The following is a 5,152-nucleotide window of genomic DNA, read 5'->3' on the forward strand; positions in this document are numbered from 1 at the left end:
AGTTAAGCCCTTCAGCGCCGATGGTACTGCATGGGAGACTGTGTGGGAGAGTAGGACGCCGCCGGACTCATATTGCAGAAAGGGCCTCGCCGACATCGGCGGGGCCCTTTCTCATTTCTCGGGTGTTTCAGGCTCCATCAGTGCTTTCGCATAGTTGGAAACGGACCGGTTGTACTGAGGCAGGTGGCGCGAGAGTGCGTCGAGTGCGAGTGACGCCGCCTCCCGGTCACGTCCAAGATCTGTGAGGGCGAGCGCCAGGAACGCGGTGACGGCATCGTCCAGCTCATCAGAGGCGGCGTCGCGTTCCGCGGTGAGGAGAGTGACGCTTTCTTCGGCTTGGCCGAGGTTGCGCAGGGTGCTCGCGTATTGGATCGTCGCCTCTCGCCGGCGCGATCCGGTGAGCCCGGCGGTGAAGGCTTCTCTGTAGTGGGTGGCGGCTTCCGCCTCGTTGCCGATCGAGTCGTGCGCCGATGCCAGTTCGTAGTGGGCGACGCCGCTGCCGGCCGGAAGTTCGTCGGTCAGTTCCTTGACCTTGGCGAGGAAGACTTCGGGCCTGTGGTCGTCGAAGGTGTCCCAGAGTGCGGCGATCCGCCGTTCCCAGCCCGGCTCCGTGTTGATCATCAGTCAAGGATAGGGCCGGTCGGCGGTGGTGAGCTGGGACGCAACGGTTGTGCAACGTGTGATAGGCGAGAATTCGAAGAGCCCGACGATGGTCGGGCCATGGTCGCGCCGGTGCCAACCCACACATCTGCACCGGCGCGGCCGCCTGTTTCGATCGGCCGCGCTCCAGAACCGACAGCGCCTCAACGAATAGCGCGGCTGGACGGGCACGGTCAGGACGTTCAGCTTGGGACAGGCATAGGACCGAGCCGACCAAGGCGAGGAGACGGCCGGTCCGACTGGTGTCCGCCGGCCGGATGCCGCACGGCCCCCGTCCTTGCAGGACACGAGACCACAGCGTCGTCGGCCTCGGCATGCCCGTGGCGAGGGCTCGACCTGGCTGTTCGTGGGAGAGGTCGGCGATGACCGACGTGCCGAAGCGGCAGCGGGCGACCACTGCGGGCGGGGAGGAGGGCGGCCAACGTTGAGGGCGCCGCGCGGCGGCTGCCTGAAGCAGGAGGCCGCAGGGCCGGGAGGTGCGGCGCCGCGTTGGCCTTTGGACGCGCGGTGTAGGCGGTGCGGAGACCGGTCTTCGACGCGGGTTCGAGATGGCCCGGGTGGCCAGGCCATTATGAGCCGTCGTGGCTTCACGTCGAGCAGGTCGGCGGCCATGCGTACGCCCGTGTTCGGTGAGCAGACCGGCTCGGTTCCCCAGTCTCGTGGCCGGTCGCCATCTGGCGGCACGCTCAACCGTCCCGAGGTCGGGGAGTATCGTCCTCCGATGCTTGTCCTCAAGATCTGACTGCTGCTTGCGTTCCCAGCGGCTTATCTCCACACCCCTCAGATGCCGGGAGCGTTGCGACAAGTACCGGAACCCATCCGTCGGCTGGGGGAGCGCTAGTTTCGTGCGCCGCCGGTGCGCGGCGTTACCGGGTCCAGTCGCAGTGCGGACGGCGTTCCTCGGCCCAGGAAGTGTGGCGCGTGCGCAGATCGTTCGCTGTGAGGTCCGTCCGGCCGAGGTCGTGGTAGTTGGGCAGCCAGGTTTCTACGGCGTGCTGGGAGTTGGTGAGGGCGAACATGTCCCAGAGTGCGAGGTCCTCGACGATCTGGCCTGCCGCCTCCTGGTAGGCGTCCGTGAACACTTCTGCCGTCGCCGGGTCGTGCAGCAGGACCAGGTCGAGGCGGCACCAGCCGACGTCGAAGCCGCGGGGTGCCAGCGAGGCGCCCGACCAGTCGATCACCCCGGTGAGAGTGGCGTCCTGCCACAGCACGTTGCCGGACCAGAAGTCGAAGTGCGTGAGTACGGGCTCGGCCGCGGCGAGGCGATGGATGGGGGCCGTCCCGCCTTGTCGGAGGGGCGAGGCCAGCGCTGCCGCCATCCCGTTCCGGAGACCGCTGAGGGGCGCGAGAGGTGGGGCGTGCACGCGGGCGAGTGCGTGCCCCAGCTGGGCGGCCGCAGCCACTGGAAGCATTGAGGTGATGTCGACGCGGCCGGGCAGCCGGCTGATCAGGACGGCGGGCTCGCCGGATCGCTCGCCCTCCGGGTCGGCTCCGAGCAGTGTGGCGCCCACCCGTCCAGGCCATTGAGGACGTTCAGGGAGTGCGCCTCGTTCGCCGCGGCCCCGTCGCCCGGTGGAAAGCGGCGCAGCACCATTGTCCGCTTCGACTCCGGCGTCTCGAGGAGATGCGTGACGGCGTGCGTCCCGCCCGTGAGGCGGCGCACGACTCGGACGGGCTCCCCGATGGTCTGGGCGGCCCACTCCAGGGCACGGTGGGACGGCTGTGATTCGGGCACCCGGGCCATGATGCGCGATCCCGTGCGACGACGCGACTCGTCGGCGGCGGCGCTCTGAGCCGTTTTTCGGATCAATGATCCGAAATTGGGTTACCGTGGTGGGGTGGGACGGAAGAAGAGGCGCACCGAGGCGCTGCGCGGCGAGTTGCTCGGGGTCGCGGCGGAACTGCTGGAGTCGGGTGGGAGCGGCGCGGTGACGACGCGTGCGGTGGCCGCGGGTGCCGGGTCGTCGCAGGCCGCGGTGAACGAGTTGTTCGGCGGCAAGGCCGGTCTCGCGCGCGCGTTGTTCGCCGAGGGGTTCGGACGGTTGGCCGGGGAGCTGCGGGCGCTGGAGGGCAGCGGCGACGCCGAGGCGGACGTGCTGGACCTGGCGCTGGCCGTCCGGTCGTTCGCGCACCGGTGTCCCCATCTGTACGAGGTCATGTTCTCCAGGCCGTTCGCCGAGTTCCGCCCCGGCCCGGAGGACGCTCGTGCCGCCGAGGAGATCTACGCGATCGTGGTGGGCCGGGTCGCCGGGGTGCTCGGACCCGGCCGCGCGAAGGGGACGGCGAAGGACGCCGCCATCGGGCTGTTCGCCACCGTTCAGGGGCTGATCGGACTCGAATCGTCCGGGCTGCTCGGGAGCGGCCCGGAGTCGGCGGATCACCGTTTCCGCTTCGTCCTCACCGCGGCGCTTCGCGGGCTGGCCGACGCCGCGTCCGCCGGGGAACCGTCCCGTGAGGCATGACGTGCCGCATCGAATCGTCCTGGAGGGACCATGACCGCCGAACGCTCGACCTTCGTTCCCTGGGATCGCCCCAGTCCACTGCTCGACGCCATCGGGGGTTTCGCCCGGCACGCTGCCGACCCTTTGCGGGCCGGCTTCACCGTCGACGGTCCCAAGTCGAACGCACGTGGATTCCTGCACGGTGGTGTCATCGCCGCCATCGGCGACGTGGTCATCGGGCACGCTCTCGCAGTCCAGACCGACCCGCCGGCCCACCTGGTCACCGTCAATCTGTCCTGCGACCTGCTGGGCACGGCGAGGGAGGGGGAGTGGGTCGACATTCTCGTCACTCCGACGCGGGTGGGGAGAAGGCTCGCGGCCGGAACGGCGACGTTCACGTCGGGCCGCGTCATCGCCAACGTCACTGCCCTGTTCATGCCGGTCGGTCCGGTGTCCACCACCCCCGGTCAGGCGGGTGCCGCGGCTGACGCGGCGGCCATGCCGTCGAGGTGACCGCCGCCGGCTACCGGTACCAGTCGCCGCCGGCCGCGAGGGACCGGCCGAGGTAGTCCCGCAGGTCCCCGGCGACCCAGTACCGGCTGTCCGTCTCGTGGTCCCATACGAAGATGTCCGGCCGCGGCGGCGTCTGGACGAAGGCGAACTGGTCACCGCCGCCGTTGTCGCCGAAGAAGAGCAACGCGTCGAAGGGCATGTACAGATCGGCGTACGAGTCGCCCGACCAGAAGTGGAGGTTCTGCTCGACGATCTCCTCCAGCGGCCAGACCGTGGCCACTCCGTAGTGGCCGACGATGCCGTCCGTGTCCTGAAGCAGTCCGGTGAGCTCGGACGGCAGGGAACGGCCGAGACGCCGTTCGGCCGCCGCCAGTGCGGCCGCGTCGGCGGGCGTCCTGAACTCGGCGTCCGCGTATGCCTGGGATGCTGCCTTCTTCCACATGAGCGCAGACTAGACGGAGGTTGCGTCTCCCGTTGGGGGAGGCGTGAAGGTGGAGGCATGGACGGCACGCTCCACTCGATCGGTGACGTGGCCCGGAGGACCGGGTTGACGGTCAAGGCCATCCGGTTCTACGCCGACCGCGGGATCGTGGCGCCGACCGGCCGTAACCCGGCCGACCATCGCCTTTACGGCATCGATGCCGTCGCGCGCCTGGAACTCGTGCGGACGCTGCGCGACCTGGGGGTGGACCTTCCGACCATTCGGAGGGTCGTCGATCGGGAGGTCTCGCTCTCCGAGGTCGCCGCGGCGCACGCCCGGGCGCTGGACGTGCGGATCCGGACGCTGCGGTCGCGGCGTGCGGTGCTGACGGCGGTGGCCAGGCGCGGGTCCACCTGTGAGGAGATGGATCTCATGCACAAGCTGGCCCGGCTCTCCGAGGACGAACGCCGGCGGCTGATCGGCGACTTCCTCGACACCGCTTTCGGTGACCGGGATGACGACCCGCTTTTCGCGGGCATCCGGCGTTCGATGACCCCTGAACTGCCCGACGACCCCGAGACCGAGCAGGTCGAGGCGTGGGTGGAGCTGGCCGAGCTGTCCCAGGATCCGGATTTCCGCGGCCGCGTGCGGCTCATGGCCGAGCAGCTTGCGGCCGATCGTGCACCGGACGGACCCACGGTCGTGTGCCGCGATGCCGTTGCGATGGTTCGTGACCAGGTGGCCCCGGCCCTGGCGGCTGGCACCGATCCGGCTTCCCTCGAGGCCGAACCGGTCGTCGCCGAGGTCACGGCCGGCTACGCGCGCACGTGCGGCGACCGCGACGGCGCCGAACTGCAGCGCCGGCTGCTGGCCAGGTTGGAGACCGCGAACGACCCCCGCAGGGAGCGGTACCTCAGGCTGCTCTCAGTGATCAACGGATGGCCGCGTCCAGACGACATGACCCCGGCGCTCGACTGGTTCGTCCGCGCCCTGCACGTCCATCGTCTCCGCCCCGGCACCTTCTAGTACTCCAGCGGTAAGTCGTGATCTTGCTGGTGGGGGTGCTGGAGCATGCAGACGGCCACCGCGTGATCATGGGTGTTTGTGAGGACAACCG

General features: G+C 69.5%; 7 protein-coding genes. 3 read left to right on the top strand and 4 right to left on the bottom strand.

Annotation, left to right across the window (positions count from 1 at the left end):
• Positions 1 to 111: 111 nt before the first annotated feature.
• The 3 genes from AB0C35_RS45710 to AB0C35_RS45720 form a co-directional block, all read right to left on the bottom strand.
• Positions 112 to 621 (bottom strand): tetratricopeptide repeat protein, encoded by a 510-nt coding sequence (locus AB0C35_RS45710; protein ID WP_358470878.1) that lies wholly within the window; start codon positions 619 to 621, stop codon positions 112 to 114.
• 905 nt (positions 622 to 1,526) lie between these two features.
• The gene (locus AB0C35_RS45715) at positions 1,527 to 2,171 is read right to left on the bottom strand and encodes a phosphotransferase (RefSeq protein ID WP_358470881.1); all 645 of its coding nucleotides are present in this window, start codon (positions 2,169 to 2,171) and stop codon (positions 1,527 to 1,529) included.
• Positions 2,108 to 2,395 (bottom strand): hypothetical protein, encoded by a 288-nt coding sequence (locus AB0C35_RS45720; RefSeq protein ID WP_358470884.1) that lies wholly within the window; start codon positions 2,393 to 2,395, stop codon positions 2,108 to 2,110. The genes AB0C35_RS45715 and AB0C35_RS45720 overlap by 64 nt, the downstream gene beginning before the upstream one ends.
• A 103-nt stretch (positions 2,396 to 2,498) precedes the next feature.
• On the opposite strand from AB0C35_RS45720, the gene AB0C35_RS45725 reads away from it, so the two are divergent.
• Positions 2,499 to 3,122 carry a TetR-like C-terminal domain-containing protein gene (locus tag AB0C35_RS45725; RefSeq protein WP_358470887.1) on the top strand — a complete coding sequence of 208 codons (624 nt, stop codon included), beginning with the start codon at positions 2,499 to 2,501 and terminating at the stop codon, positions 3,120 to 3,122.
• A 30-nt stretch (positions 3,123 to 3,152) separates the two neighbouring features.
• Positions 3,153 to 3,614: a PaaI family thioesterase gene (locus AB0C35_RS45730; RefSeq protein WP_358470890.1), complete on the top strand. Its 462-nt coding sequence runs from the start codon at positions 3,153 to 3,155 to the stop codon at positions 3,612 to 3,614.
• A gap of 10 nt (positions 3,615 to 3,624) precedes the next feature.
• Here AB0C35_RS45730 and AB0C35_RS45735 read toward each other — a convergent pair whose 3' ends face one another.
• Entirely contained in the window at positions 3,625 to 4,056 is a 432-nt protein-coding gene (locus AB0C35_RS45735) for an SMI1/KNR4 family protein (protein ID WP_358470893.1), read from the bottom strand.
• Between the two features lie 57 nt (positions 4,057 to 4,113).
• On the opposite strand from AB0C35_RS45735, the gene AB0C35_RS45740 reads away from it, so the two are divergent.
• Entirely contained in the window at positions 4,114 to 5,061 is a 948-nt protein-coding gene (locus AB0C35_RS45740; protein WP_358470896.1) for a MerR family transcriptional regulator, read from the top strand.
• Positions 5,062 to 5,152 lie beyond the last annotated feature (91 nt).

It is taken from the genome of Spirillospora sp. NPDC048819, assembly GCF_040650055.1.
GTDB lineage: Bacteria > Actinomycetota > Actinomycetes > Streptosporangiales > Streptosporangiaceae > Spirillospora.

What these genes read in the sequence shown, in the direction of transcription:
- AB0C35_RS45710 (WP_358470878.1), bottom strand. Translation starts at nt 621, where the DNA reads ATGATCAACACGGAGCCGGGCTGGGAACGGCGGATCGCCGCACTCTGG.
- AB0C35_RS45730 (WP_358470890.1), top strand. Translation starts at nt 3,153, where the DNA reads ATGACCGCCGAACGCTCGACCTTCGTTCCCTGGGATCGCCCCAGTCCA.
- AB0C35_RS45735 (WP_358470893.1), bottom strand. Translation starts at nt 4,056, where the DNA reads ATGTGGAAGAAGGCAGCATCCCAGGCATACGCGGACGCCGAGTTCAGG.
- AB0C35_RS45740 (WP_358470896.1), top strand. Translation starts at nt 4,114, where the DNA reads ATGGACGGCACGCTCCACTCGATCGGTGACGTGGCCCGGAGGACCGGG.